Origin of the sequence: Acinetobacter sp. ASP199 (assembly GCF_022700675.1) — a bacterium.
In the GTDB taxonomy this organism is placed as follows: domain Bacteria; phylum Pseudomonadota; class Gammaproteobacteria; order Pseudomonadales; family Moraxellaceae; genus Acinetobacter.
Window position 1 is genome coordinate 236,399 of sequence record NZ_CP062182.1, and the last position, 23,654, is coordinate 260,052.

The following is a 23,654-nucleotide window of genomic DNA, read 5'->3' on the forward strand; positions in this document are numbered from 1 at the left end:
ATGACACTGGAACAGGTGTATGCAGCAATTGCTGCTGAGGAATGGGTTGATCTTCCAGCAGGATGGTTACAAGGGCGGACATTGTATGGCGGTCTGGCTGCGGCGATGATGATGCAAAAAGCGGTGCTGAGCATTAATGACCCGGCGAAACATCTTTTGAGCACCAGTGTGACTTTTGTGGGGCCGGTTCAGCAACGACCCGTCAGGTTAACCGCAGAAATTCTGCGTGAAGGTAAATCCGTCACTACGGTTGAAGTTCGCCTGTGGCAGGATGATGCGGTGCAGAGTATCTTGATTGCCAGTTTTGGAGTAGCACGTGACTCGACTATTCAGGTACATCAGGAGGCATCTGCCCCAGATTATCCAGCTCCTGAAAGCCTGTTTAGTATTCCTCCAAATGTGGCTATGCCGGAATGCTATCAGCAGTTTGAGGTCCGTTGGGTCGAAGTGAATTTGCCATGTACAGGGAGTGATCACCCTGATTTTGGCGGCTGGTGCCGTTTTGATTCGGAACGACATGCAAACCGCAAATTTGAGGTTGCTGACCTGATGGCGATTTTTGATATCTGGCCACCCGGCGTATTGCCGATGTTTAAGCAAATAGCACCAGCCAGCAGCCTCAACTGGACGGTGACTTATGTGCATCCAGTACAACATCAGTTGAATGATTGGTTTAAATATAAAGTATTTACTGATTATGCAGCAGACGGCTACGCCACAGAACATGCCTATCTCTGGGACGCTGAAAATCGTCTGATTGCGATTGCCAGACAGACAGTGACGGTGTTTGCCTAGTGACACTGCTGGCCAATTCGTATAAAGTGAAGCCTATTAACGATGGATCAAACCTCAATAAAAGTGTGCATTTTCATCGTACATGAGGGGAACAATTGGCGGTGTCTATGACTACAGGTCGTATCCTGAATATTCCAAATATCTTGACCTTGGCACGTATTGTCCTGATTCCAGTCTTTCTATTGGTGGCGTATTGGCCGCCGGCGATGGGGATTGATGAGAGCAATCCAGATATGACGCGTCATCTGCTGTTGACTGCGATTTTTGTGGTTGCGGCGGTAACGGACTGGTTTGATGGCTATCTGGCGAGAACACTCAACCAGACTTCGGCTTTTGGTCGATTCCTGGATCCGGTGGCAGACAAGCTGATGGTGGCAGCTGCACTGATTGTACTGGTGCAATGGCAGCCTTCGATCTCGATGGCCTTTGCTGCAATTGTGATTATCTCGCGAGAAATTACGGTATCAGCTTTACGTGAATGGATGGCTGAGCTCGGTGCACGAACCAGTGTGGCAGTGTCTACAGTCGGGAAATACAAGACAGCCTTCCAGATGATCGCGATTACTGTATTTCTGCTGAACTGGCAGCCACTGGATACGCTGGCTTATGCATTGCTTTATACTGCAGTGGTGCTCACCTTATGGTCGATGTTTATCTACCTGAAAGCGGCCTGGCCATATCTGAAACAGCCTTAATTAAATATTGAATCCAGCCCCAGTCACTGGGGCTTTTTTTATGGGTAATCTAATAAATTGCAGGCAAAAAAATACCCAGCCTTTGGGGGAAGAACTGGGATGAAATCGGGGATATTTATCGCTATTATACAAAGATGTTGCCATCCTCTTAATTGCTATTATAGGAATTCCATTTTTTAATTCATGTACATTCTTGTAGTGTAATGTTGCGTTTCTATAGTGGCATGTATCTGTTGTTTACAATCCATAATTTTGAGATGAATGAAGAGCTTAATTCTAATAAGCCCCATGTTTGGATTCTTTAAAAAGAGTATGTAAATTTTACAGTTGAAACTTGATTGATTAGTAAAACTTCGTATTTACAATAAATCTGGTCTATAAAATAAATAATATTGAAAAAGAATTGATCTTAAAACTGATGCAATCTGTTGCTCTGAGAAAGTTAGAAAAAGAGGAAAGATATGATCTATTTATTGGAAAATAGCTAACTAGAAGAAGGGGATTCTAGTGATTTTATTTGCTTATTTATGGTACGTTTCTGCAATAAATAGAAAGGTGGGTGAAGAAATTAAGAATTGCTTTAAGAAAACCTTTTTTGATATGTCACCTTAGGTTTTCACTACGAAGCGTAGCTTCTCGTCTTGCGTAAGGGCAGCGCAGTGTTATTGCAAAGAAAAAGAGCCTCATAAGAGACTCTTTCAAATTAAAGCCTACGCACACCTTCGGTGTTTGTCTTGCAGAAAAAATAAGGCAGCGCCTTATTTTTTCACTCGAAGCATAGCTTCTCATCTTGCGGCGTGGCGGAGCAATGCTCCGCTGAATCACGCCTCAGGCTTTAGTCCTTCAGCTTTTTCCAATGATTCATCATTGTTGAAAAATTTCTCGCGCTGTTCTTCAAGAAACTTTTTCGCATCCGCTTCAAACACGTTTAAACGCTTTTCATTGATCAACGTAGTTTGGTGCTTTAGCCATTCCTGCCAAGCCTGTTTAGATACAGTTTCAAACAGTTCCTGACCCTTTGCACCTGGGAACGGTGCAAAGTCTAAGCCTTCCATTTCTTTTTGATACTTACGGCAAAATACTTGTCGAGACATATCAATACTCCGAATTTAAGATAGCGCAATTAATTAAGCGTAAAGTTTTTCCAGACGTACATAAGCGCGTTCGATTGCTGCTGCGACTTGTACAGGTGCAGTACCACCAATGTGATTACGTGCGTTGACTGAGGCTTCCAGAGTCAGTGCTTTTTCAAATACATCTGCTTGGATCAGGTCAGAAAATTGCTGTAGCTGTTCAAGTGTTAATTCAGACAAGTCTTTACCTTCTTGAACACCCAGCGCAACCGCTTTACCTACGATTTCGTGTGCATCACGGAAGGCAACACCATTTTTCACCAGGTAGTCTGCCAGGTCAGTTGCGGTCGAGAAACCGCGAAGTGCTGCTTCACGCATGATTTCGATATTTGGAACCAGTGCAGGAATCATGTCTGCGAATGCCATCAATGAACCACGCACAGTATCAATTGCATCAAATAGTGGTTCTTTGTCTTCCTGGTTGTCTTTATTGTAGGCTAATGGCTGACCTTTCATTAAAGTCAATAGGCTCATCAAGTCGCCATAAACACGACCAGTCTTACCACGAATCAATTCAGGTACGTCCGGGTTTTTCTTCTGTGGCATGATAGATGAACCAGTACAGAAACGATCCGGAATGTTCACAAATTTGAATTGTGCAGAAGTCCACAGAATCATTTCTTCAGACATGCGCGATAGATGCATCATGATTAAAGATGCTGCTGCATTGAATTCGATGCCGAAGTCACGGTCAGACACTGCATCCAGCGAGTTTTCAGCCACTGCTTCAAAACCTAGAAGCTCAGCTGTATATGCACGGTCGATTGGATAAGTGGTACCAGCTAAAGCAGCAGAACCAAGCGGCATACGGTTAACACGTTTACGGCAGTCGATTAGACGCTCAGAGTCACGTACCAGCATTTCAAACCAAGCCATCAAGTGGTGACCAAAAGTCACAGGCTGTGCAGTTTGCAGGTGAGTAAAGCCAGGCATGATAGTATTGGTGTTTTTCGCCGCTAAGCTCAAAATGCCTTTTTGTAATTTCTCTAATAATTTTAGGATGGCATCGATTTCATCACGTACATATAAACGGATGTCGGTCGCGACCTGGTCATTACGGCTACGGCCAGTATGTAATTTTTTACCTGTGATGCCGATACGCTGAGTCAGACGTGACTCAATATTCATGTGCACATCTTCAAGGTCAATGCGCCACTCGAAATTACCTGCTTCAATATCTGCCTTAATCGCAGTCAGGCCTTCAATGATGTCATCACGTTCTTGTTCAGTCAGCACGCCCACTTTTGCAAGCATGGTTGCATGCGCAATTGAACCCGCAATATCTTGTTTATAAAAACGTTGGTCAAATTGTACAGATGCTGTAAATTCAGCAACAAAAGCATCAGTCGCTTCAGAGAAACGACCGCCCCACATACCCGAAGTCTGGGCTTGTGATGGATTTGAGGAATTAGAAGATGTGGTCATGTCGGCTCAATAAGATTAAAAGCAGTAGAACGAAAAAGAGTATAGCAAATTCAACGGCTGTTGCCGAAGTTCCATCTGCTCAATCTGTTACAGATCTGGTGGGGCAGCAAAAATCTTCCTATTTTTTTAGCCAGATTGGCAATTGGCGTTATCTGCTTGAGCTGTTTGTTGGTGGTAATGTGCTGGCGCTAGTACTGAGTCTGGCAGAAGCACAGTCCTGGCAAGCGCTCAATTTTATGCACTTGCTGCAATACATCCTCTACATTAACTGGGTGTTGCTATCATTTGCAGCTTGTGTAGAACTGTTTCACCAGTATTTTGATCGTATGGGGATCAAATCTGCGTTGATCACCGGATTCTTGTTATTACAGACTATCGTGTTGCTAACGACAGTTAGTTTAAACATTCTGATACATTTTGGCATAAATTTTCATTTGTATGACCTCACAGCTGAAATTGCTTTTAAGCAGGTCGGGATGCACCTGAGTTTTGGAATTTTGCTTGGAACTTTCTGTTTTCGTTATCTTTACTTAAGAGAACAATGGACACGTCAACGCCATAGTGAGTTAAATTCACGGATTCAGGCCATGCAGGCCCGGATTCAACCGCATTTTTTATTTAATAGTTTAAATAGCGCTATCAGCCTGATCAGCATTGATCCCGATAAAGCGGAACAGATGTTGCTCAATCTGTCTCGACTGTTTCGTGCCAGTTTTCAGGAATTAAAGCTGGTCAGCTTGCAGGAAGAAATTGATCTATGTCAGCGTTATCTGGAGATTGAGCAAATTCGACTCGGTGATCGCCTGCAGGTCGAATGGAAATTAGAAAACAAAGACTTATACTCAAAAGTCCAAATTCCATTACTGACTTTACAACCCCTATTAGAAAATAGTATTTTCCATGGAGTTGAAAAAATTCTAACAAAGAGTACGATAAGCGTATTGATTGAAATCCTGCAAAATCAAATTAATATTATTATAACAAACCCATATTCACAGGATTATGCAGCATTAAAGCGGGGGAATGGTATTGCAATTGAAAATGTTCGACAGCGCCTGAAAGCTTATTATGGCCCGACAGTGACCTTTAGAACCTATGCCGGCAAGGGAATTTTTACGACGGTTGTGCAATATCAGTATAAATAACAATAAAATGCAGTTAACTTAACAACAATGACATACTGTTAACTGAAGGAGGATAAATGGACATCCTAATCTGTGATGATGAGCCACTCGCTGTAGAGCGCTTGGCACGCCTGGTCAGCCAGCTCGGCCATACTGTAGTTGCAACCGCAACCCATGGTCAGCAAGCCCTTGATCTGGCACATCAGCATGAGCCCGATGTCATTCTATTAGATATTCAAATGCCCGAAATGGACGGTCTGCGTTGCGCACAACATCTGCGTCAGCTTGACCCAATGCCGGCAATTGTTTTCTGTACGGCCTATGACCACCATGCGCTTGATGCGTTCAAGTCGAATGCAGAAGGCTACTTGCTCAAACCGGTGATGCAACAGGAGTTAGCACAGATACTTGAGCATTTAACCAAACTTACCCAAGCTCAGATGAGCCAACTAAAACAAAAAGAAAATATGGAAGAACTCAATATCAGCCGCCATCAGATTGCGGCAAAGACTTATCGCGGGGTGGAGCTTGTCCCTGTGGAAAATATTTACTATTTCCTGGCTGATCAGAAATATGTCACGGTACGACATAAAAATGGCAGTGTCCTGATTGATGAAACATTAAAGGACTTGGAACAGGAATTTGGCCAGAATTTTATCCGAATTCATCGCAATGCACTGGTGTCTGTGAACTATCTGGATGGACTGGAAGTGGTTAGTTCGGGACAGTACCAGGTGCGTTGTCGTGAGCTAGATGAAAGACTTGCAGTGAGTCGACGTCACTTGCCATTTTTACGTGAACGCATTCATAAGCTCTGAAGCGTATGGGGTCGGGTTGCAGTTAAAACTTGCATAAATTCACTTGCATTTTAAAGTGATCAGGTTAAGTTTAGACTATTGTTCTCATTCACTGTATTTGAAATTTATGAAGACCCTAAAAATTGCAACTCGACAAAGTCCTCTGGCATTGTGGCAAGCGGAACATATCCGTGCACGTCTGCAGGAATTGCATGCTGACCTTCAGGTCGAGTTGGTCACGTTTGTGACACAGGGCGATAAAATTCTCGATACACCTTTGGCAAAGATTGGTGGCAAGGGCCTGTTTGTCAAAGAACTTGAGGCTGCATTACTGGATGGTCGTGCAGACTTGGCCGTGCATTCCATGAAAGATGTGCCCATGGCACTGCCTGAAGGCTTAAGTCTTGCAGTGATCTGCGAGCGTGAAGATCCATTAGATGCCTTTGTGTCTAATCGCTATGCAAGCTTTGACGAGCTGCCACAGGGCGCTAAAGTAGGAACATCCAGTCTGCGTCGCAAGAGCCAGATTTTAAAAGCACGTCCGGATCTTGAGATTATTGATCTGCGAGGTAACGTCGGCACACGTCTGTCGAAACTCGATGCAGACAATTATGATGCTATTATTCTTGCTAGTGCCGGTTTAAAACGTCTGGGACTGGCGGATCGTATTCGTCATACGCTTGAACCTGCAGTGAGCTTGCCAGCTGTGGGACAAGGTGCGCTTGGTCTGGAATGTCGTGAGGGTGACCAGAATGTACTGGATCTGATCTTGCCTCTCTTGCATGCTGAAACCGATGCCTGTGTTCGTGCTGAACGCGCGTTCAATGCCTATCTGGAAGGTGGTTGTCAGGTGCCGATTGCTGGCTATGCGACATTACAGAGGGGGCAAATTTCGATTGAAGGTCGTGTTGGTAGTGTGGATGGCGCAACCTTATTAAAAGCAGAGCTACAGGGTGAAGCAAATCAAGCGGAGCAGCTGGGTGTAACCTTGGCACAGAACTTATTGGCTCAAGGTGCAGGCGATTTGCTTAAAGCACTGTATTCATAAAATTCATGCTGTTTATTAATACCCGCCCTCAGGATCGTGCTGTTCGACTCACACAGCAGTTGCAGGCAGTACAAATTCCTGTGGTGGAGCTACCTTTGCTAGAGCTGGTTGCACGGTCTTATTCAGCAGAATTGGCGAGTCTGTATCAGCAGTTGTGCCGGGCTCAAGTGATTGTGGTGGTGAGTCCGACTGCGGTGCAGTTTGGTATGCAATATTTGGTGCAGGCAGGTATTGAACTGGCTCTATTAGCCCATATTCAGTGGATTGCTGTAGGGCGAAGCACTGAGCAGGCATTACTGCAATATGGTATTCAAAGTCATGTGCCGGAGGTTGAAACCTCTGAAGGAATGCTACAGTTACCGATCCTGGATCGTCTTGATAATGATGCTGTTATCGCTTTCTGGCGAGGTGAGGGTGGTCGATTATTCATGATGGACCATTTACGTCAGCAGGGCGTTGAGGTGCTAAATTTTGTACTGTATCAGCGTCAGTGTCCACTTCAGTCACAACACACCATAGCTGAACTCTTACCTCAATTACAGCACGATAGCCACTATATGGTATTGATTAGTAGTGAAGCCAGCTGGTTAAACTGGTTGCAGCTATTACAACAAGAAATATCCTTGATCAGCAAGGGAATTTATTTGGTTTTAGGCCCACGTTTGGCTGCTATTTTAGGGGAATACCGTCAACATCATGCTGCCGCATTTGAGTATGTACAACTTGAGAGCTTAAGCAGCGATGTGATCGTACGGGAGATGAAGCGAGTGCTGGGGAACTCATGAAGAAAATTTTAATCGTGCTGTTCATTGTGGCGTTTACCTGGATGGCAAAAATCAGTTATGACCTGTTTAGTTTGCGCCAGGCCCATACAGAACTCAGTTCCAGCTTCACTCTATTGCAGCAGAAAAATGCCAGCTTGAATGACAATGTTGTTGCACTTAAACGGCAGGTCGCTGAACAGCGCCAAAGTATATCAGCTACACCTAACTCACAGGTGGCAATTGCTCCTGAGTCACATGATGTTGAACTGGTTCGTCAGCAACTCAGCCTGATTGAGTTTGCTTTGCAGCAGCAGCAATACAGCACAGCACTGGAAAAAATCAGTCAACTGCAACTGGATTTGCCGAACTATACACTTGCACCAGCTTTATTAGACAGTCTGGAGCGGGTGCTCAGCAAAGATCAGGTGATGCTACAACAATTCATCAATAGTCGCCTGGTACAGCAGAACAGGATCCGAGATTTACTGAATCAAATGGATGCTGAAATTGCCAAGGAACTAAAAGCCCAGCACAGTACCACGCCCGCAGAGAGTGGTTCCTTCTGGCGCAATCTGATTCAGATTGAAGCTGCACAGCAGCCAAGTACGGTGTTAATGCAGCGAGGACTAGTGCTAAAAGAAGCACAATTGCGTTTATTGATGGCGCAAAATGCGCTACAGCAAGGGCAGCAAATTCCTTTCCAACAATCGCTTGGTGCCGTGGCTGAAGTACTCAAACAATTGCCGGATGTGAAAAGCCAGCAATGGATTAAACAGCTGGAACAAATCCGTAGCATACCGCTGACACCAGTTCCTCCTTTGAATGCCCGTACCTTAATGAGCTGATCGCGTATGAAACAGATTCTGCTTGCTTATTTATTTGTCAGTCTGCTCGGTATTGCGGCTTTAAGTCTACTCAGTTACGGTCATGGACCGGGTTATGTCTATCTTTACTGGCGTAACTGGCAAGTACAGACCAGCCTGTGGATACTGGCAGCACTACTGGTCATTATCAGCTTTGTCATGCATATGCTGTGGTATGCAGTTACGCGTTATCTGAATCGCGAGCAGCGCAAGAAACAGCGCGTTTTTAGCTTTCATCATTTGCATCCTTATGAGCAACTGGCAGTGGTGTGGCTACTCAATGCCTCACAGGACCAACGTAATTTTATTCAGCAGTCTTTCGCCCAATCCGGATTATTAAAAGATATTATCCATGCGCGATTATCTTGGGGGCAGCAGAATTTTGATGAGGCTTTGGAATCTTTAAATCATTCCAATCCGATGGCATTTGAACTGGCTGAATTACAGCGTATTGAAGTGTATTTATCGCAACAGGATGGTCAGCAGGCATTAACCCATCTGGAATTTTTAAATCAGCATGAATTATCTCCATGGCTGTTTAAAGTTAAATCAGCTTATGAGCAGCGATTAACTAAATTATGGGGGCAATTTGCTTTACAGTTTCCCTGGTTATATTTAAGATCAACCCAATATGGTCATTTAGAACAAAATACTAAAACACTTTGGCTGGAACAATTGTTGCTGGCTTTTGAGCAAGCGGATCAGGAAGATTTAAAATATTTACAACAGCGTTATTTTGACTTAAGTGAAGAGATATTTACGCGTGACTATGCAGTCAAATTATTGTGGTTGAAATTATTATTTAAAATGCCTGAAATGGGTGCCGAGCATGAAGCCCTAGCAGTGCATTTACTGGAACAACAATTTAATCAGGATGTATTTTATTTATGGTTCCAGCAACAATTACTTCGACAAAACCCTGATAATGAAATTATTAACCAGCAAATTTCATTATGGGAAGAAAAATATACAGCAGTGCCGGTATTAACTTTTGCCAAATGGCATGTGCTGCAAGCTGCAGGTCGAGTGGATGAGGCCCAGCAACTTCTTGCACTTTATCCAGATGATGTACGTATGAGTTATCTGCGTATTAAATCTGCTTTACAGGGGCAGGATGAACTACAACAACAACTGAATCAGGTGTTTGAATCAAATGCCAATTTTATTGATACAAGAATATAGGGGAAGTATATATGGAATCACTCGCGCACTATCCGGTGATTTTTGAGCAACGCGTGGCCTGGGGAGATATGGATGCTTTCGGTCATGTTAATAATGCGGTGTATTATCGTTATATTGAAAGTGCCCGACTGGCTTATCTGGCTCGATTAAATATACTGCTTGGTCCATTATTAACTGTTGTTGTAACCAATCAATGTCGTTATTTAAAGCCAGTGGTTTATCCAGATCAACTTAAAATCGGGGTACGTATTGAAGAGATGGGTACTACATCATTTCGTATGAGTTATTTATTATGGAGTGAGCAGCAGCAGAGTGTAGTCGCAATTTCTGAAGCAGCTCTGGTTTGTATAAATAAAAATACCATGCAGAAAATGCCAATTCCTGAAGAGGTACAGGAAATAATAAGAAACTTAGAGAAGACGGCCGAACATATACTTTAGAACACCACAAAATTATTTAATTTTGTAATTAAATTTATTATTTGTTGTTATCCGTTTAAATTTTTTTATTGAATATTTTATTCAACCCAAATACTATGAAAAAGTTATTTATAAAACGAATAATATTATTTTTATGGAGAGAGTGATGCCAGACATTACGAATTTATCAGTTGAAGAGTTAAAGCGCTTACAAGCTGAAGCTGAAGCATTAATTGCGTCTAAAAAAGACCAGGAAATTGAAGATGCTTATAATCAGGTATTAAGCATTGCAGAAAAAGTAGATATGACCATTGAGCAGTTGCTCGAGTATGGTGCCTCTAAGCGTAAGAAATCATCTCGTAAGACTGTAGAACCACGCTATCGCAGTAAGGCAAATCCGGAAGAGACCTGGACAGGTCGTGGTAAACAGCCACGCTGGTTGGTTGCAGAACTGGAAAAAGGTGCCAAGCTGGAAGATTTCCTGATCTAAAGATTCGATTATGAATGTCATCATAGGTCGGTCATGGAGATGACCTATGCATCTTTAACCAAGCATCATTGCTTGGTTTTTTTATGCCTATCAATTGGCGTGGTGAGAAAAGTATGCATAATGTGCTTATATAAGAAAAGAATGATAACCAGGAACTGAAATTGATGGATTGGTTGGGGTGGGATGAGCAGTAAACCGAAAACTTTCAAATGGTTAATTCTTGCCATAGTCGCCTTTTTTATTTTTGTAGTTTTGCAGGTGCCTGCTGCCTGGCTGATTTCAAAATTTTATAAAAATAATCAGGTACTGCATAACGTCAGTGGCAATATCTGGCAGGGCAGTGCTGACTGGAAAAAAGGTCAATTGCGTGGCAGTCTGAACTGGCAGGTTCGTCCATTGGATTTGTTGTTATGGCGTCTCGGGGCAGATATGGAAGTACATAGCGGCAATACTAAAATTGCCGGTGTCATGGCTTACGGCTTGAGCAAAACGCTAGTCGTAAAGAATCTGGAAGGACAGCTGGCACCAGAAACCCTGAAACATCTGGCAGACTGGCAATGGCCAACCAATGCGATTCAATTTAAGCAGCTTGATTTTAAATATAAGAAACAAAATGGCTTTAGTGATGTCAATGGTCAGTTAAATTGGACAGGGGGGGAGTTGATCTATACCTTTGCACAGCGTCAAGAACGGATGAGTGTTCCTGTTCTTGCCGGGAAGTTGGCAGATGAGTCAGGCAAATTATTGCTGGATGTTCGCGATAGTCGTGATCAGAAAATGCTGAATATTGAACTTGATCCCGATCTGATGCTGAATGTGCAACTGACCCAGCGTATGTTACTGAATGTTCCTTCCTATGAAGGTAAAGCGGGGCTGGATACTTATGTTATCAGCACCCGTCAGCCGCTGATGGGAGGCCTGAACTGATGGCCATTGATATAGATAAATTGAAACAACTGGATTTACAGTCTTTTAATAAAGCTGCACCCGCACTTTTAGTTTTGCTGATTCTGTATTTATGCTGGAAGCTGGCAGCGCTATTCTGGCTGGTTGTTGCACCGCCTCAAGCTTTGCAACTGGAACGAGTGGAGCTGGGCTCACAGCAGCCACGGATTCCGAATATCAGCTCTTTTTCATTATTTCAGGAAACTGGACAAACTGCAGCGAGTGCGGAAGTCTCCAATATTCTGCTACAAGGGGTAATGGTTGCCAGTCCAAGCTATTTATCTTCAGCAGTATTAAAGCTGAATGATCAGGTCGACCGGTATCGTGTCGGCGAGAGCTTCGGTAATACCGGCTATGAGCTGGCTGAGGTGTACTGGGATCGGGTGGTCATTCGTCAGAAAAATGGTGCGAGTAAGGAAGTATTCTTTAAGGGTTTGGAAAATGGCCTGAATCAGCCTTGGCAAAGTAATGAGCAGAAGAAGGGTCGTTCATCTTCATCCTCGAGTGGGGGTAGAGCAGCGAATCAGCCCAATAATGAGCCTGCTTCACCACAGAATGAAATTAGTCGCGCGATTCAGCAGATGAATGAAAACCGCGAACAGTATCTGGAAAATATGGGCGTTTCTGCTGGTGAAGGCGGTTATGAGGTCACTTCGCGGACTCCGGCAATACTGCGTAACCGTCTCGGTCTCAGACCGGGTGACCGGATTGTATCTCTGAATGGTCAGACCGTCACTGCGGGACAATCTGAAGCGCAGTTGCTGGAACAGGCACGACAGCAGGGCCAGGTAAAACTCGAAATTAAACGTGGTGATCAGGTGATGACCATTCAACAAGATTTAAAGTGATGTGTCATCACATATAGGGTTGGGAAGCATTTAGGTTTATGGCTTTATTTAATAATAATCGATCAGCATGGGCGCTTTGTGTTGCCGCACCTCTGGTGGCTATGGTCAGTACCGCAACGTATGCGCAGACCTGGAAAATCAATCTGCGTGACGCAGACCTAGCTGCTTTTATTAATGAAGTAGCCGATATTACGGGGAAAAATTTTGCCGTTGATCCACGGGTGCGCGGCAACGTCACAGTCATTTCAAACCGGGCATTAAACCGGGCTGAAGTTTATGACCTGTTTCTTGGGGTGTTGAATGTCAATGGGGTGGTGGCGATCCCCTCCGGGAATACCATCAAACTGGTGCCGGACAATAACGTCAAGAATTCCGGTATCCCTTATGATGCCCGTAACCGTGCCACTGGTGACCAGATCGTAACCCGGGTAATCTGGTTGGAAAATACCAATCCGAATGACCTGATTCCAGCGCTACGTCCATTGATGCCACAGTTTGCCCATTTAGCAGCTGTGCCGGGAACCAATGCCTTAATTGTCTCTGATCGTGCCAGTAATATTTATCAACTAGAAACGATTGTGCGTAATCTGGATGGCACCGGTCAGAATGATCTGGAAGCTATTAGCTTGCAGTCGAGTCAGGCTGAGGAAATGATTGGTTTGATTGAGTCTATGACAGCTACAGGTGTTGCCAAGGATCTTAAAGGTTCTCGTGTGCGGGTGATGGCAGATCAGCGAACCAACCGGATTATCATCAAGGGTGATACTGCGACGCGTAAACGTATTCGCCAGATGATTGAAACGCTGGATGTGCCTGCAGCAGATCGTTTAGGTGGTCTCAAAGTATTTCGTCTAAAATATGCCAGTGCTAAAAACCTGGCTGAAATTCTGCAAGGGCTGGTTTCTGGACAGGCTTTAGGTCGTTCGAGTTCTTCTTCAGAGAATAGCTCCGCAGGAACTTCGCTGAATACACTGGGCAATAGCAGCTCTGCATCTAATATGTCTCAGGACGGTTCTACTTCCGGGATTCAGCTGAATTCAGGATTAGGGAATAGCCAGCAAGGGATTACCAGTTTTAATGCCAATGGTGTCAGTATTATTGCGGATGCGACCCAAAACTCGTTGGTAGTGAAGGCTGATCCACAACTGATGCGTGAAATCGAGTCAGCGATTAATCAGCTGGATACGCGTCGTCAGCAGGTATTAATTGAAGCCGCGATTATGGAAGTGGAAGGTACGGATGCTGATCAGCTTGGTGTGCAGTGGGCACTTGGTGATCTGAGTAGTGGTATTGGTCTGATTAACTTTGATAATTTTGGTGCCAGTCTGAAAAATATTGCTGCCGGTTATCTGACCGGTGGTGCTGCAGGTGCGGGGAGTGCAATTGGTACTGGGACATCAGTGGTGATTGGTGATTATCGTGAAGGTAGTGATGGTTCGCGAAAGCTCTATGGTGCACTGATTCAGGCATTGAAAGAAACGACGAAATCCAATCTACTGTCTACGCCGTCGATTGTGACCATGGATAATGAAGAAGCTTATATTGTCGTGGGTGAAAACGTCCCATTTGTAACAGGTTCAGTTTCTACGGGTGCAGCAGGTGTTGCCAACCCCTATACCACTATTGAACGTAAAGATGTTGGTGTGACACTCAAAGTCATTCCTCATATTGGTGAAAATGGTACCGTGCGTCTGGAAGTCGAGCAGGAAGTTTCTGCAGTTGCACGTGATAAGGGGCAGGCACAAGATCTGGTGACCAGTAAACGTGCGATTAAAACTTCAATTCTGGCCGAACATGGTCAAACCATTGTACTCGGTGGTCTGATTTCGGATAACATCAGCTATGGCCGTCAGGCAGTACCGGGTTTGGGTGCGATCCCGGGTCTGGGGCGTTTATTCCGCTCAGAAGGCAAATCTAATCAGAAGCGTAACCTGCTGATTTTTATTCACCCAACGATTGTGGGCGATAAAAATGAAGTGCGTAAGATTTCCCAGCAGCGCTACAGTCAGCTCTATAGTTTACAGTTAGCTTTAGATTCCGATGGTAATTTTGCCAAATTGCCAGAAAGCCTGGATGATGTTTATCAACAACGCCTACCTGTTTCTAAAACACCTGTAAGATCAAGTTATCAGACCGTACCAAGTGCGCCGGTTCAGACCCAGCCTCAGGCTGTGGTGACCACGCCAGTCGCGATTGAACCTGTGGTACAGCAGCAATCTGCGCAACCCGTACAAAATGTAGAAAAAACGCGAAATACAGTGACAACCACGACGTTGCGTCCGAAAAGCTAGACGTGCGGTCGTTGTAGGCAGCATGTTATGATCAAGGTAACAGAATAAAAGAGAAGTGGATGTTATGACTTGGAAAATTCAAGCCATTACTGGTGATTTGACGGGACAGGAAATTAGCATTGACCGTGACATGCTGGTGGGCCGTCATCAGGCGGCAGATATTGTGTTGCAGGCTGCAGAAATCTCACGTAAGCATGCTGCCTTCTTGCTGAAGGAAGATGCGCTGTGGGTACAAGACCTGGGTTCTTCGAATGGAACCTTTGTTAATGATATGCGCATTGATTCAGAAGCATTGCTGAAACAGGGTGATATTGTACAGTTTGCCAGTCTGAAATTCTCTGTGCTTGAGCCAGCACAAGAAGTTATGGTTGAGCCTGAATTAGAACAGACGGCTGAACGTATTATTGAAGAGGCTGCTGAGAAGACTGCTGCTCATCAGATGAATGAGCAAGGCATGCCGGAGCTGAAAGAGCGTGATGCAAGTGTTCAATTAACACGTGATGGTATGCCAACAGGTGTCGGTGTACCTAAGCCTGCTCCAATTCCTGAAGGGGTTGACCTCAGTGCAGTCAAACCTGAGCCAACGCCAATTCCTGTTGAACAGCCGATTTCTCGTGTAGAAGAAGCCAAGGAACAGCAAAAAAATGCTTCAGTCGGTTTGGTTTCTTTAATTGTTATTGTGATTTTAGCAATTATGGCTTGGCTATTCTTTAAATAAGCCGAGTATTGGTTACAATCAAGGCATGCAATCGCATGCCTTTTTTGTGGCTGCATAATGAATAAACATAAAGAGGGTAGAAATGTCTATCGCACAACTGGATAAACGTGAGCTGATTTTATTTGATCTGGATGGAACCTTAGTAGATTCGGCTTCTGACCTGTATCGTGCCATGAATATGAGCTTAAATGTGCTGCAACTGCCTTTTGTCACTGAAGAACAGGTGCGAGTCTGGATTGGCAAGGGCACTTCGAAGTTTTGTGAAAGTGTGCTTTTGCACCTGACTGCAAGTTTGGATCCAGCACAGCATCAGGAATTACTTAATACTTTCCTGGAAATCTACAATGCTGATCCCTGCGTCGATACTGTGCCATTTCCGGGCATTATTGAATTTTTAAAATGGGGTAAAGCGCAGGGCAAGAAGCTCATTTGCGTGACTAACAAGCCAGAACAGCCGGCACGCAGTATTTTAGATATTTTAGATATGGCGAAATATTTTGATGACACCATTGGGGGCGACCGCTTTAGCGAGCGTAAGCCGGATCCACGGCAGTTGCTGCATTGTGTCGAGCATTATGCTGTCAGTAAAGAGCAGGTGCTGATGATTGGTGACTCGGTCAATGATGTCGAAGCTGCACGCCGTGCCGGTATAGATTGTATTGTAGTCAGCTATGGCTATAATCATGGTGAAAATATAGCAGACAGTCATCCTCAGGAAATTGTGGATGATCTACGTGAACTGCTGGCTTAATTAGGGTATTAGGGAATTCAAATGAATAGTTGTAAGGTTTTTCGATGGCGTCGCTCAGTCCAATCCTATTTACATACTGAGTAACCCTAATTTAAAGAGAAAAACCATATGACATCTCAAGCACAATTCCAGCAACTTGCTGCGCAAGGCTATAATCTGATTCCTGTTTACCGTCAGCGTCTGGCGGATACCGAAACCCCACTTTCAGTCTTTGCCCGTTTAAAACAGCACAAACAGGCTTATCTGTTTGAATCTGTGGAAGGTGGTGAGAACTGGGCACGTTATTCAATCATTGGTTTAGGTGAATCCACGGTGTTCTCCTGTAACGCAGGTGAACTGACGGTACAGCATGCTGATGGCTCGATTGAAAAGCAGCACTGTTCAGACCCTTTCCAATATATTCGCGACTTTCAGGCACAGTTTAAAGTGCCTACTCAAGCAGACTTGCCTGCTTTACCAAGTTTTACTGGTGGTCTGGTTGGTTACTTTGGCTATGACTCGGTACGTTATATCGAGCCAAAGCTGAATAATGTCCCTGAGGCCGATCCGGTGGGTTTGCCAGATATCTGGATGATGCTATCTAAAACCGTAATCGTATTTGATAACTTAAAAGATACCTTGTTCCTGATTGTGCATGCCGATGCGAATGATGCTAAGGCTTATGAAAAAGCACATGAACAATTAAATGAATTAGAAGATATTCTTGCAACGCCGATTAGCTTAAAAGCAGAAAAACATACGCCGCCACATTTTGAGTCCTTAACCGGGCACGACAACTTCTTGGCTTCTATTGAGAAAGTCAAAGAATACATCCGTGCTGGTGATGTGATGCAGGTAGTGCCCGGGCATCGTATGGTCTCTGATTTCGATGGTGAGCCTTTGCAGGTTTATCGTGCCTTACGTCATCTTAATCCCTCTCCATATCTGTTCTTGGTGCAAGGGCAGACATTAGGAAACAATACACCGTTCCATATTGTCGGTTCTTCACCTGAGATTCTGTCACGTCTGGAAAATGGCATTGCCACAGTACGTCCATTGGCAGGTACGCGCCCACGTGGCAAGACCAAAGAGGAAGATCTGGCATTAGAAAAAGATTTACTTTCTGATGAAAAAGAGATTGCCGAGCATTTAATGCTGATTGATCTGGGGCGAAATGATGTTGGTCGGGTGTCAAAAATCGGTAAAGTGCAAGTAACTGATCAAATGGTGATCGAACGTTATTCGCATGTGATGCATATTGTCTCGAATGTACAAGGTGAAGTGCGTGATGATGTCGATGCACTGGATGTTTTTAAAGCAACTTTCCCTGCCGGGACACTTTCTGGCGCCCCAAAAATCCGGGCTATGGAAATTATTGACGAAGTTGAGCCGGTAAAACGCGGAATTTTCGGTGGTGCTGTTGGTTATTTAGGCTGGCACGGCGAAATGGACATGTCGATTGCGATTCGTACCTGTGTAATTCGTGAAAATAAGGTCTATGTTCAGGCTGGAGCAGGGCTTGTTGCCGACTCAAATCCTGAATCTGAGTGGAATGAAACCCAAATAAAAGCTCGCGCAGTGATTAAAGCGGTTGAATTATCATCAAACGGGTTGATTTTATGAGTTTTTGACGGTTTTTTTGAAAAAAACACTTGCATGGTTTCTGAGTTTTGCTAAACTGCACACCGTTCCGATACGAAACGTACGAAACACTAAGAAACGCCGGCATAGCTCAGTTGGTAGAGCAACTGACTTGTAATCAGTAGGTCCACAGTTCGAATCCGTGTGCCGGCACCATCTTAGAGAGTTTCTAGTGCAGAGTAAAGAACAGCACTGATGTAAGTGTAAAAAATGGTGAGGTTCCCGAGCGGTCAAAGGGGGCGGACTGTAACTCCGCTACGAAAGTTTCGAAGGTTCGAATCCTTCCCTCACCACCAATTTTAAGACTTCAATAAGTGGTTTGTACCAACATCGTGCGGGAGTAGCTCAGTTGGTAGAGCGGTAGCCTTCCAAGCTACATGTCGCGAGTTCGACCCTCGTCTCCCGCTCCATTGAAGTACTTATTATGCTCTTATAGCTCAGTGGTAGAGCACTCCCTTGGTAAGGGAGAGGTCTCGAGTTCAAATCTCGATAAGAGCTCCAGATTACAGTTTATCGCAACATTGTTGCAAAAGATTCCAAAAGCAGGCTATTTAGTCTGCTTTTCAAGTATTGGGCGTTTGATTTTTTTAGGCGATATGTCGGAGCTGAGTTTTACTCAGAATTGTGTTCGACGTAAACGAGGAAGATGAACATGGCTAAGGCTAAGTTTGAACGTAATAAGCCACACGTTAACGTGGGCACAATTGGTCACGTTGACCATGGTAAAACAACTTTAACAGCTGCGATTGCAACTGTATGTGCGAAGCAATTCGGTGGTGAAGCGAAAGACTACGCTGCAATTGACTCTGCACCAGAAGAAAAAGCACGTGGTATTACAATTAATACTTCTCACGTAGAATACGATTCTCCAACTCGTCACTACGCTCACGTAGACTGCCCGGGCCACGCCGATTATGTTAAAAACATGATTACTGGTGCTGCTCAGATGGACGGCGCGATCCTTGTATGTGCTGCGACTGATGGTCCTATGCCACAAACTCGTGAACACATCCTTCTTTCTCGTCAGGTAGGTGTACCTTACATCGTTGTATTCTTGAACAAATGCGACCTTGTAGACGACGAAGAGCTTCTTGAGCTGGTTGAAATGGAAGTTCGTGAACTTCTTTCTACTTACGACTTCCCAGGTGATGACACTCCAGTTATCCGTGGTTCTGCTCTTCTTGCACTTAACGGTGATGCTGGTCAGTATGGTGAATCTGCAGTTGTAGCTCTTGTTGAAGCGCTTGACTCTTACATCCCAGAGCCAGAACGTGCTATCGACCAAGCATTCCTTATGCCAATCGAAGACGTATTCTCAATCTCAGGTCGTGGTACAGTAGTAACTGGCCGTGTTGAGACTGGTATCGTTAAAGTAGGCGAAGAAGTTGAAATCGTTGGTATCAAAGATACAGTTAAAACAACTGTAACTGGCGTTGAAATGTTCCGTAAACTTCTTGACGAAGGCCGTGCGGGCGAGAACTGTGGTGTTCTTCTTCGTGGTACTAAGCGTGAAGACGTACAACGTGGTCAAGTACTTGCTAAACCAGGTACAATCAAGCCGCACACTAAATTCGATGCAGAAGTATACGTACTTTCTAAAGAAGAAGGTGGTCGTCATACTCCATTCCTTAACGGTTACCGTCCACAGTTCTACTTCCGTACAACTGACGTAACTGGTGCGATCGCGCTTAAAGAAGGCGTTGAAATGGTTATGCCTGGTGACAACGTTGAGATGTCAGTAGAGCTGATCCACCCAATCGCAATGGACCCAGGTCTACGTTTTGCGATCCGTGAAGGCGGTCGTACAGTTGGTGCTGGTGTAGTTGCTAAAGTTACTGCATAATGTAGTATAAGATATTGACTGGAGCCTCGGCTCCAGTCTGTCTTTTTGAAGGTCAGTAGTTCAATTGGTAGAGCGTCGGTCTCCAAAACCGAATGTTGGGGGTTCGAGTCCCTCCTGACCTGCCATCATTTTTTATTAAAAGACGCTTGATGTCGGCAAATCTGGTCATATAATAAGTCGCGAAACCTACGACGAGTACAAAAATGTCGAATGATAAATCACGTGACGCAATGAGCGGCGCGGCAATTCCCCAAAGAAATAATCCTGCTGTAGATGTAAAGACTGGTTCTCCATTGGACATTGTTCTATGGGTTATCGCCTTGATTTTGTTAGGTGGTGCGATGATGGTGAATCAATATTTGCCAGCATACTGGGCGCCAGCGAATGATATTTGGGTTCGTGTTGGGGTGATTTTGGCTTGTATCGTAGGCGCTTTAGGTTTATTATACGCCACCCATCAAGGCAAAGGCTTTGTTCGTTTGTTGAAAGACTCTCGAATTGAGCTCCGTCGAGTGACTTGGCCTACTAAACAAGAGACCGTGACTACCTCATGGCATGTTCTTGTTGTTGTAGTCATTGCAGCCGTTGTTTTATGGTGTTTTGACTATGTATTAGGCTGGTTAATCAAGTTTATTATCGGGTAAGAGAGCTATGAAACGTTGGTACATTATTCATGCCTATTCTGGTTATGAAAAACAAGTGATGCGTTCGCTTAATGATCGAATCCAGCGTAGCGCTGTTGCCGATAGCTTTGGTGAAGTCCTGGTCCCTACTGAAGAAGTAGTGGAAATGAAGGATGGTAAGAAACGTAAATCAGAGCGTAAGTTCTTCCCTGGCTATGTTCTAGTCGAAATGGAAATGAACGATGAAACCTGGCACATTGTTAAAGAATGTCCAAAAGTACTCGGTTTCATTGGTGGTACGGCAGAAAAACCGGCACCAATTACGCAAAAAGAAGCTGATGCGATTCTTGCGCGTGTACGCAATACTGGTGAAGCACCTCGTCCTAAGACGATGTTTGAACCAGGCGAAGAATTACTCGTTATTGACGGTCCATTCACAGACTTTAAAGGTGTGGTGGAAGAAGTTCAGTACGAAAAGTCACGCTTAACGCTGACAATCAATGTATTTAACCGACCAACTCAGGTTGAATTGGAATTTCGCCAAGTCGAAAAAACAATCTAATCGTTATTGGTTGAAAACGCCCGATTTGTTAAAGGATCGGGCATTGTTGTTGTAACGGTTATCGTTACGTAGAAATCATTGGGGAGCCTTCATCGGCGTTTGCACCCAGAGGTAATTTGAAATGGCTAAGAAGATTGACGGCTATATCAAGCTGCAAGTTCCAGCTGGTAAAGCGAATCCATCTCCACCGATTGGTCCTGCACTAGGTCAACGTGGTGTTAACATCATGGCATTCTGTAAAGAATTCAACGCTGCTACTCAAAAGCTTGAAGCTGGTCTGCCAATTCCAGTCGTGATCACTGTGTACAACGACAAGTCGTTCACTTTCATCATGAAAACTCCACCTGCTGCGATTCTTCTTAAGAAAGCTGCTGGTATCCAAAAAGGTTCAGCTGTACCTAACAAAACTAAAGTTGGTAAGTTGACTCGCGCTCAGTTAGAAGAAATTGCGACTACTAAAGAACCAGATCTTACTGGTGCTGATTTAGACGCACGTGTTCGTACCATCGCTGGTTCTGCACGTTCTATGGGCTTGGAAGTGGAGCTATAAGACATGGCAAAGTTAACTAAACGTCAAAAAGCCATTGCTGCTGCGATTGAAGCGCAAAAAGTTTACACTTTAGAAGAAGCTGTAGAAGTTCTTACTAACCTTCCAGCTGCGAAATTCAAAGAATCTTTGGATATCGCTGTTAATCTAGGTGTTGACCCTCGTAAATCTGACCAGGTTGTTCGTGGCGCGACTACTCTTCCTGCAGGTACTGGTAAAACTGTACGTGTAGCTGTATTCGCTCAAGGCGCTGCTGCAGAAGCTGCTAAAGCTGAAGGCGCAGACGTTGTTGGTTTCGACGATCTTGCTGAAAGCATCCAAGCGGGTAACCTTGACTTTGACGTAGTAATTGCAGCTCCGGATGCAATGCGCGTTGTAGGTAAACTTGGTACGATCCTTGGTCCACGTGGCTTAATGCCAAACCCTAAAGTGGGTACTGTAACTCCTGACGTTGCTACTGCAGTTAAAAATGCAAAAGCTGGTCAAGCACGTTACCGTGTAGACAAAGCGGGTATTATCCACGCTGCGATCGGTCAAGTAGGTTTCTCTGCAGAAGCTGTTCGTCAAAACGTTGAAGCTCTTGTAGCTGACCTTAAGAAAGCAAAACCTGCTACTTCTAAAGGTATTTACATCCAAAAGATCACTCTAAGCTCTACTATGGGTCCTGGTTTGATCGTTGATGTTCAAAACGTTTCTAAATAAGTTTTAAACTTATACAGAATTTTAAAGCCCTGAGTAAAAATCAAAGCGCTGCTTTGATTTTTACGCAAGATAAGAAATGAGCTTCACTCGAAGCATAGCTTCTCGTCTTGCGTGTCGGCAAAGCGTTGCTTTGCTGATTCGCCCCTCAGGCAAACTTTGAATTGATAAATGAGAATTTATCAGCGTCAAAGACCTCAGGCGAGGGGAGTTTTATGCTCTCCTCTTAATAGCTCAGCCTGCGTAGACGCGGTGGTGTGATTTGTTCATCCTCCGCGTGTAGGTCCAGTGATGGACTTGCGAATTGGGAGTGTGCTTCTCTGAAGTACATAAATCACCGTTAGGAGGTTTTACAATGGCTCTTCTTATTGAAGGCAAAAAACAGATCGTAGCTGAAGTAGCTGAAGTTGCTTCTACTGCATTTGCCGCTGTTGTTGCTGACTACCAAGGTTTAACAGTTGAGCAATTAACTGCTCTACGTGTTGAAGCTCGTAAACTAGGTGTTCACACACGTATCGTGCGTAACACTTTGGCTAAACGTGCTCTTCAAGATACTCAATTCAATATCTTGAACGACAACCTTGTTGGCCCAACAATCTTAGCTTTCTCGACTTCTGAAGACGACATGGGTGCAGCTGCACGCTTGTTCGAAGAATTCGCAAAAACTAACAAAGCATTCGAACTTAAAGCTGCTGCATTTGATGGCAAGGTTTATCAAGGTGCTGAAGTTAGCGTGATCGCGAATCTTCCGAACCAAGAAAAAGCGCTTACTATGCTTGCAAACGTTCTTCAAGCTCCTATTTCGAAATTGGGTCGCCTTATTACTGCGCTCAAAGAGAAAAACGAGTCAGAAGCTGCATAAGCTTAAATTTATTTCCACACCATTCAATTTCCATTTGGAGTTATTCTCATGGCTTTAACTAACGAAGAAATCCTAAACGCAGTTGCAGAAAAAACTGTTCTTGAACTTGTTGAACTTATCTCTGCTTTCGAAGAGAAATTCAACGTATCTGCTGCTGCTGTAGCTGTTGCTGCTGCTCCAGGCGCTGCTGCTGCTGCTGAAGAACAATCAGAATTCAACGTTGAGTTGACTTCTTTCGGTGCGAACAAAGTTGCTGTAATTAAAGCAGTTCGTGAAGCTACTGGCCTTGGCTTGAAAGAAGCTAAAGACATGGTTGAAGGCGCACCTGCAGTTCTTAAAGAAGGCGTTTCTAAAGAAGAAGGCGAAGAGCTTAAGAAGAAACTTGAAGAAGCTGGTGCTACAGTTACTCTTAAGTAATTTCTTAAGGGAGTCGGTTTTTTTATAATCGGCTCCAAAAATTGGCTGATGGCTCTTGGGTCATCAGCCTTTTTGCGTTACAATAATCGGCTCGATTTTTGTTTGCGTGATAGAAATTCATACAAATTTAAAAACAAACATAATTGATCAAACGCTTACCAATATTTTTGCAGTAAAAAAATATTGTTAAGCG

General features: G+C 44.2%; 25 protein-coding genes and 5 tRNA genes. 28 read left to right on the forward strand and 2 right to left on the reverse strand.

The window, feature by feature from the left end; all coding sequences use genetic code 11:
• The gene (locus IHE35_RS01130; protein WP_242788606.1) at window positions 1-795 is read left to right on the forward strand and encodes a thioesterase family protein; all 795 of its coding nucleotides are present in this window, start codon (window positions 1-3) and stop codon (window positions 793-795) included.
• A 107-nt stretch (window positions 796-902) separates the two neighbouring features.
• Window positions 903-1,490 (forward strand): CDP-diacylglycerol--glycerol-3-phosphate 3-phosphatidyltransferase, encoded by a 588-nt coding sequence (gene pgsA, locus IHE35_RS01135; protein ID WP_242788608.1) that lies wholly within the window; start codon window positions 903-905, stop codon window positions 1,488-1,490.
• An 821-nt stretch (window positions 1,491-2,311) separates the two neighbouring features.
• Here the strand turns inward: pgsA and IHE35_RS01140 are convergent.
• Both IHE35_RS01140 and argH read right to left on the reverse strand, forming a co-directional pair.
• The gene (locus IHE35_RS01140) at window positions 2,312-2,584 is read right to left on the reverse strand and encodes an oxidative damage protection protein (protein ID WP_242788610.1); all 273 of its coding nucleotides are present in this window, start codon (window positions 2,582-2,584) and stop codon (window positions 2,312-2,314) included.
• A 33-nt stretch (window positions 2,585-2,617) separates the two neighbouring features.
• The gene (gene argH / locus IHE35_RS01145; RefSeq protein ID WP_242788612.1) at window positions 2,618-4,048 is read right to left on the reverse strand and encodes an argininosuccinate lyase; all 1,431 of its coding nucleotides are present in this window, start codon (window positions 4,046-4,048) and stop codon (window positions 2,618-2,620) included.
• On the opposite strand from argH, the gene IHE35_RS01150 reads away from it, so the two are divergent.
• The 26 genes from IHE35_RS01150 to rplL all read left to right on the forward strand — a co-directional run bounded on the left by IHE35_RS01150 (window position 4,039) and on the right by rplL (window position 23,461).
• Window positions 4,039-5,193 (forward strand): histidine kinase, encoded by a 1,155-nt coding sequence (locus tag IHE35_RS01150; RefSeq protein WP_242788614.1) that lies wholly within the window; start codon window positions 4,039-4,041, stop codon window positions 5,191-5,193. The genes argH and IHE35_RS01150 overlap by 10 nt on opposite strands.
• 56 nt (window positions 5,194-5,249) lie before the next feature.
• Window positions 5,250-5,990: a LytTR family DNA-binding domain-containing protein gene (locus IHE35_RS01155; RefSeq protein WP_242788615.1), complete on the forward strand. Its 741-nt coding sequence runs from the start codon at window positions 5,250-5,252 to the stop codon at window positions 5,988-5,990.
• 106 nt (window positions 5,991-6,096) lie between these two features.
• On the forward strand, window positions 6,097-7,017 hold the full coding sequence (gene hemC / locus IHE35_RS01160) for a hydroxymethylbilane synthase (RefSeq protein WP_242788617.1): 921 nt from the start codon (window positions 6,097-6,099) through the stop codon (window positions 7,015-7,017).
• A gap of 5 nt (window positions 7,018-7,022) precedes the next feature.
• Complete coding sequence (locus tag IHE35_RS01165) at window positions 7,023-7,802, forward strand: uroporphyrinogen-III synthase (RefSeq protein WP_242788619.1); 780 nt, start codon at window positions 7,023-7,025, stop codon at window positions 7,800-7,802.
• Complete coding sequence (locus tag IHE35_RS01170; protein WP_242788620.1) at window positions 7,799-8,626, forward strand: hypothetical protein; 828 nt, start codon at window positions 7,799-7,801, stop codon at window positions 8,624-8,626. The genes IHE35_RS01165 and IHE35_RS01170 overlap by 4 nt, the downstream gene beginning before the upstream one ends.
• Window positions 8,627-8,632: 6 nt before the next feature.
• Window positions 8,633-9,826, forward strand: coding sequence for a heme biosynthesis HemY N-terminal domain-containing protein (locus tag IHE35_RS01175; RefSeq protein WP_242788629.1), 1,194 nt, complete (start codon window positions 8,633-8,635; stop codon window positions 9,824-9,826).
• A gap of 11 nt (window positions 9,827-9,837) precedes the next feature.
• Window positions 9,838-10,266, forward strand: coding sequence for a thioesterase family protein (locus tag IHE35_RS01180; protein ID WP_242788630.1), 429 nt, complete (start codon window positions 9,838-9,840; stop codon window positions 10,264-10,266).
• A 142-nt stretch (window positions 10,267-10,408) separates the two neighbouring features.
• The gene (locus IHE35_RS01185) at window positions 10,409-10,735 is read left to right on the forward strand and encodes an H-NS histone family protein (RefSeq protein WP_242788631.1); all 327 of its coding nucleotides are present in this window, start codon (window positions 10,409-10,411) and stop codon (window positions 10,733-10,735) included.
• Between the two features lie 183 nt (window positions 10,736-10,918).
• Window positions 10,919-11,662 (forward strand): type II secretion system protein N, encoded by a 744-nt coding sequence (gene gspN, locus IHE35_RS01190; RefSeq protein ID WP_242788632.1) that lies wholly within the window; start codon window positions 10,919-10,921, stop codon window positions 11,660-11,662.
• A complete protein-coding gene (locus IHE35_RS01195; RefSeq protein ID WP_242788636.1) occupies window positions 11,662-12,528 on the forward strand; it encodes a type II secretion system protein N in 867 nt (288 codons plus the stop codon). Before gspN ends, IHE35_RS01195 begins: the two co-directional genes overlap by 1 nt.
• Before the next feature lie 38 nt (window positions 12,529-12,566).
• Window positions 12,567-14,819: a type II secretion system secretin GspD gene (gspD, locus tag IHE35_RS01200; RefSeq protein WP_242788642.1), complete on the forward strand. Its 2,253-nt coding sequence runs from the start codon at window positions 12,567-12,569 to the stop codon at window positions 14,817-14,819.
• A 64-nt stretch (window positions 14,820-14,883) separates the two neighbouring features.
• On the forward strand, window positions 14,884-15,537 hold the full coding sequence (locus tag IHE35_RS01205; RefSeq protein WP_242788644.1) for an FHA domain-containing protein: 654 nt from the start codon (window positions 14,884-14,886) through the stop codon (window positions 15,535-15,537).
• Between the two features lie 82 nt (window positions 15,538-15,619).
• Entirely contained in the window at window positions 15,620-16,288 is a 669-nt protein-coding gene (locus IHE35_RS01210; RefSeq protein WP_242788645.1) for a phosphoglycolate phosphatase, read from the forward strand.
• Window positions 16,289-16,396: 108 nt separating this feature from the next.
• Window positions 16,397-17,890 carry an anthranilate synthase component I gene (gene trpE / locus IHE35_RS01215; protein ID WP_242788646.1) on the forward strand — a complete coding sequence of 498 codons (1,494 nt, stop codon included), beginning with the start codon at window positions 16,397-16,399 and terminating at the stop codon, window positions 17,888-17,890.
• A 98-nt stretch (window positions 17,891-17,988) separates the two neighbouring features.
• Window positions 17,989-18,064 (forward strand) — tRNA-Thr (locus IHE35_RS01220).
• Window positions 18,065-18,120: 56 nt separating this feature from the next.
• Window positions 18,121-18,204 (forward strand) — tRNA-Tyr (locus tag IHE35_RS01225).
• 38 nt (window positions 18,205-18,242) lie between these two features.
• Window positions 18,243-18,318 (forward strand) — tRNA-Gly (locus IHE35_RS01230).
• 16 nt (window positions 18,319-18,334) lie between these two features.
• Window positions 18,335-18,409 (forward strand) — tRNA-Thr (locus tag IHE35_RS01235).
• A gap of 151 nt (window positions 18,410-18,560) precedes the next feature.
• Window positions 18,561-19,751, forward strand: coding sequence for an elongation factor Tu (gene tuf, locus IHE35_RS01240; RefSeq protein ID WP_242788647.1), 1,191 nt, complete (start codon window positions 18,561-18,563; stop codon window positions 19,749-19,751).
• Window positions 19,752-19,800: 49 nt separating this feature from the next.
• Window positions 19,801-19,876: transfer RNA gene (locus tag IHE35_RS01245), tRNA-Trp, on the forward strand.
• A 78-nt stretch (window positions 19,877-19,954) separates the two neighbouring features.
• Window positions 19,955-20,395 carry a preprotein translocase subunit SecE gene (gene secE, locus IHE35_RS01250; RefSeq protein WP_242788648.1) on the forward strand — a complete coding sequence of 147 codons (441 nt, stop codon included), beginning with the start codon at window positions 19,955-19,957 and terminating at the stop codon, window positions 20,393-20,395.
• Window positions 20,396-20,402: 7 nt separating this feature from the next.
• On the forward strand, window positions 20,403-20,936 hold the full coding sequence (gene nusG / locus IHE35_RS01255) for a transcription termination/antitermination protein NusG (RefSeq protein ID WP_004813568.1): 534 nt from the start codon (window positions 20,403-20,405) through the stop codon (window positions 20,934-20,936).
• 121 nt (window positions 20,937-21,057) lie between these two features.
• A complete protein-coding gene (gene rplK, locus IHE35_RS01260; protein ID WP_004813566.1) occupies window positions 21,058-21,486 on the forward strand; it encodes a 50S ribosomal protein L11 in 429 nt (142 codons plus the stop codon).
• Window positions 21,487-21,489: 3 nt separating this feature from the next.
• Entirely contained in the window at window positions 21,490-22,185 is a 696-nt protein-coding gene (gene rplA, locus IHE35_RS01265) for a 50S ribosomal protein L1 (RefSeq protein WP_004813564.1), read from the forward strand.
• Window positions 22,186-22,537: 352 nt separating this feature from the next.
• Complete coding sequence (gene rplJ / locus IHE35_RS01270; RefSeq protein ID WP_004813562.1) at window positions 22,538-23,044, forward strand: 50S ribosomal protein L10; 507 nt, start codon at window positions 22,538-22,540, stop codon at window positions 23,042-23,044.
• A 48-nt stretch (window positions 23,045-23,092) separates the two neighbouring features.
• Window positions 23,093-23,461 carry a 50S ribosomal protein L7/L12 gene (rplL, locus tag IHE35_RS01275; RefSeq protein ID WP_004813560.1) on the forward strand — a complete coding sequence of 123 codons (369 nt, stop codon included), beginning with the start codon at window positions 23,093-23,095 and terminating at the stop codon, window positions 23,459-23,461.
• The last annotated feature ends 193 nt before the right edge of the window (window positions 23,462-23,654 follow it).

Excerpts from the sequence above, each read along its gene's own strand:
- IHE35_RS01130 (WP_242788606.1), top strand. The coding sequence starts at position 1 with ATGACACTGGAACAGGTGTATGCAGCAATTGCTGCTGAGGAATGGGTT.
- pgsA (WP_242788608.1), top strand. The coding sequence starts at position 903 with ATGACTACAGGTCGTATCCTGAATATTCCAAATATCTTGACCTTGGCA.
- IHE35_RS01140 (WP_242788610.1), bottom strand. The coding sequence starts at position 2,584 with ATGTCTCGACAAGTATTTTGCCGTAAGTATCAAAAAGAAATGGAAGGC.
- IHE35_RS01150 (WP_242788614.1), top strand. The coding sequence starts at position 4,039 with ATGTGGTCATGTCGGCTCAATAAGATTAAAAGCAGTAGAACGAAAAAG.
- argH (WP_242788612.1), bottom strand. The coding sequence starts at position 4,048 with ATGACCACATCTTCTAATTCCTCAAATCCATCACAAGCCCAGACTTCG.
- IHE35_RS01155 (WP_242788615.1), top strand. The coding sequence starts at position 5,250 with ATGGACATCCTAATCTGTGATGATGAGCCACTCGCTGTAGAGCGCTTG.
- hemC (WP_242788617.1), top strand. The coding sequence starts at position 6,097 with ATGAAGACCCTAAAAATTGCAACTCGACAAAGTCCTCTGGCATTGTGG.
- IHE35_RS01165 (WP_242788619.1), top strand. The coding sequence starts at position 7,023 with ATGCTGTTTATTAATACCCGCCCTCAGGATCGTGCTGTTCGACTCACA.
- IHE35_RS01170 (WP_242788620.1), top strand. The coding sequence starts at position 7,799 with ATGAAGAAAATTTTAATCGTGCTGTTCATTGTGGCGTTTACCTGGATG.
- IHE35_RS01175 (WP_242788629.1), top strand. The coding sequence starts at position 8,633 with ATGAAACAGATTCTGCTTGCTTATTTATTTGTCAGTCTGCTCGGTATT.
- IHE35_RS01180 (WP_242788630.1), top strand. The coding sequence starts at position 9,838 with ATGGAATCACTCGCGCACTATCCGGTGATTTTTGAGCAACGCGTGGCC.
- gspN (WP_242788632.1), top strand. The coding sequence starts at position 10,919 with ATGAGCAGTAAACCGAAAACTTTCAAATGGTTAATTCTTGCCATAGTC.
- IHE35_RS01195 (WP_242788636.1), top strand. The coding sequence starts at position 11,662 with ATGGCCATTGATATAGATAAATTGAAACAACTGGATTTACAGTCTTTT.
- gspD (WP_242788642.1), top strand. The coding sequence starts at position 12,567 with ATGGCTTTATTTAATAATAATCGATCAGCATGGGCGCTTTGTGTTGCC.
- IHE35_RS01205 (WP_242788644.1), top strand. The coding sequence starts at position 14,884 with ATGACTTGGAAAATTCAAGCCATTACTGGTGATTTGACGGGACAGGAA.
- IHE35_RS01210 (WP_242788645.1), top strand. The coding sequence starts at position 15,620 with ATGTCTATCGCACAACTGGATAAACGTGAGCTGATTTTATTTGATCTG.
- trpE (WP_242788646.1), top strand. The coding sequence starts at position 16,397 with ATGACATCTCAAGCACAATTCCAGCAACTTGCTGCGCAAGGCTATAAT.
- tuf (WP_242788647.1), top strand. The coding sequence starts at position 18,561 with ATGGCTAAGGCTAAGTTTGAACGTAATAAGCCACACGTTAACGTGGGC.
- secE (WP_242788648.1), top strand. The coding sequence starts at position 19,955 with ATGTCGAATGATAAATCACGTGACGCAATGAGCGGCGCGGCAATTCCC.
- nusG (WP_004813568.1), top strand. The coding sequence starts at position 20,403 with ATGAAACGTTGGTACATTATTCATGCCTATTCTGGTTATGAAAAACAA.
- rplK (WP_004813566.1), top strand. The coding sequence starts at position 21,058 with ATGGCTAAGAAGATTGACGGCTATATCAAGCTGCAAGTTCCAGCTGGT.
- rplA (WP_004813564.1), top strand. The coding sequence starts at position 21,490 with ATGGCAAAGTTAACTAAACGTCAAAAAGCCATTGCTGCTGCGATTGAA.
- rplJ (WP_004813562.1), top strand. The coding sequence starts at position 22,538 with ATGGCTCTTCTTATTGAAGGCAAAAAACAGATCGTAGCTGAAGTAGCT.
- rplL (WP_004813560.1), top strand. The coding sequence starts at position 23,093 with ATGGCTTTAACTAACGAAGAAATCCTAAACGCAGTTGCAGAAAAAACT.